At 57.2% G+C, this 2,044-nt stretch carries 1 protein-coding gene and 1 pseudogene; one reads left to right on the forward strand and one right to left on the reverse strand.

All coding sequences use genetic code 11. The annotated features are described in order from the left end of the window. The first annotated feature begins 311 nt into the window (after positions 1-311). Positions 312-1,270: pseudogene (locus ACSZPU_RS25315) on the forward strand (PQQ-dependent sugar dehydrogenase). A gap of 19 nt (positions 1,271-1,289) precedes the next feature. Here the strand turns inward: ACSZPU_RS25315 and ACSZPU_RS25320 are convergent. Further along, positions 1,290-1,916: a glutathione S-transferase family protein gene (locus ACSZPU_RS25320; protein ID WP_499004357.1), complete on the reverse strand. Its 627-nt coding sequence runs from the start codon at positions 1,914-1,916 to the stop codon at positions 1,290-1,292. Positions 1,917-2,044 lie beyond the last annotated feature (128 nt).

Here is a 2,044-nt window from a genome sequence, read left to right on the forward strand (position 1 = left end):
CTGTTAGGGCGCGGCTGGTAAGAGAGCCTTATAGGCGCATCAGAAAAACCTCCGGCTATGCCGGAGGATATTTATTAAGCTTTTGTAAAAATCCCTACTCGCCTGACCGTGCTGGCTAACCTTTATGCAAACCATAAATAAAGGAGTGCGTCATGCATCGTTCCGCCGCCGCGTTAGTTGTTCCTGCGATATTCCTTTCTGCCTCTGTTGTTGCTGCACCTGCGCCCGTTAAGGTTGAGGTGTTACAAACCAAACTCGATCACCCCTGGTCTCTGGCCTTTTTGCCCGGCGAGCAGGGCATGCTGATTACGATGCGCGGCGGGCAACTGCGGCACTGGCAGCCGGGGAAAGGTATCTCTGACCCGATAACCGGCATTCCACGTGTATGGGCTAACGGGCAGGGCGGACTGCTGGATGTGGTGCTGGCACCGGATTTTGCCCAGTCACATCGGGTCTGGTTGAGCTACGCCGAAGCCGGGCAGGACGGCAAAGCGGGCACGGTGGTGGGCTATGGTCGCCTCAGCGACGATACGAAACACCTGGAGGCTTTCCAGGTGGTGTTTCGCCAGCAGCCGAAATTGTCGACCGGCAATCACTTCGGCGGGCGCATGGTGTTTGACGGTAAGGGCTACCTGTGGATTGGCCTTGGGGAGAATAACCAGCGTCCCACCGCCCAGGAACTCGACAAACTACAGGGCAAGCTGATACGCCTGACCGACCAGGGCAAAGTGCCGCCGGATAACCCGTTCGTCGGGAAAGCCGGTGCGCGACCGGAAATCTGGGCATACGGTATTCGTAACCCGCAGGGGATGGCGATGAACCCGTGGAGCAACGCCCTTTGGATGCACGAGCACGGCCCGCGAGGCGGTGATGAAATCAATATTCCCGGGAAGGGTAAAAACTACGGCTGGCCGCTGGCGACCTGGGGCATTAATTACAGCGGATTGCCCATTCCGGAAGCCAAAGGCGGTAAGGTCGATGGCACCGAGCAGCCCATTTTCTACTGGAAAAATCCCCGGCAATCAGCGGCATGGCGTTCTACAACTTAGACGTTTTCCCCGAGTGGAAAAACAAACTCTTTATCGGTGCGCTGAAAGATGAGGATGTTATCGTGATGAGCGTCAACGGCAACACGGTGACCGAAGACGGACGCATCCTTAAAGACCGGAAAGCGCGTATTCGCGATGTCCGCGTCGGGCCGGATGGCTATCTGTATGTTCTGACCGATGCGTCAGACGGGGAACTGCTGAAAGTGAGCCCGGCGCGCTAACCGTCGCCGGGCCGGCTTATCAGGTTACCGGGATCATGACCACGTCACGAAACTCCGGGCGCTGGGTCAGCGTCTGATACCAGCGCTCGAGGTGGGGACGTGGCGTCCAGCTCAGGCCGATGTTGTAAAGGTTGTAGATGAACGGCGCGACGGCGATATCACCGGGACCAAATTCCGCACCGGAGAGCCACGGCTGCTTAGCCAGCGCGTCATCCAGCAGGGCAAACAGATCTTCACAGGCGTTGATGCCCGCTTCGATGGCCGCGTTGTCGCGTTTTTCCGCCGGTGTACGGACCAGACCCACTAGCAAGATACCGTGTTTCGGTGCCAGCGTGGTCAGCGCCCAGTCCATCCATTTTTCACCCTGTGCGCGCACCGCGGGCGAATCATTCCACAGACGACGTTGGCCATACTGCGCCGCCAGATAGCGGACGATGGTGTTCGATTCCCACAGCACCACGTCGGTTTCGTCGTCGCGCAGCAGCGGCACCAGTCCGTTGGGATTCATCGCCAGAAATTCGGCTTCGCGGTTCAGGCCAAACGCGCCACCCGCCAGAATATGTTCGTACGGCAGTTCCAGCTCTTCGAGTATCCAGCGCAATTTTTTAACGTTGGATGAGTTATTTCTGCCCCATAGCGTAATCATGTTACCCCCTTGCTTATACAACCCTGTCAGAGGCTTTCCATGGTGAAATAAAGTTAGATAGTGTCGTCACAAGATTTTAGCCCAGAGAGCGATGCATCTGATCTGGACGGCAGCGAGAAATGAGGCCG

The sequence above is a fragment of the Phytobacter sp. V69 genome (assembly GCF_965644215.1).
Lineage (GTDB): Bacteria > Pseudomonadota > Gammaproteobacteria > Enterobacterales > Enterobacteriaceae > Phytobacter.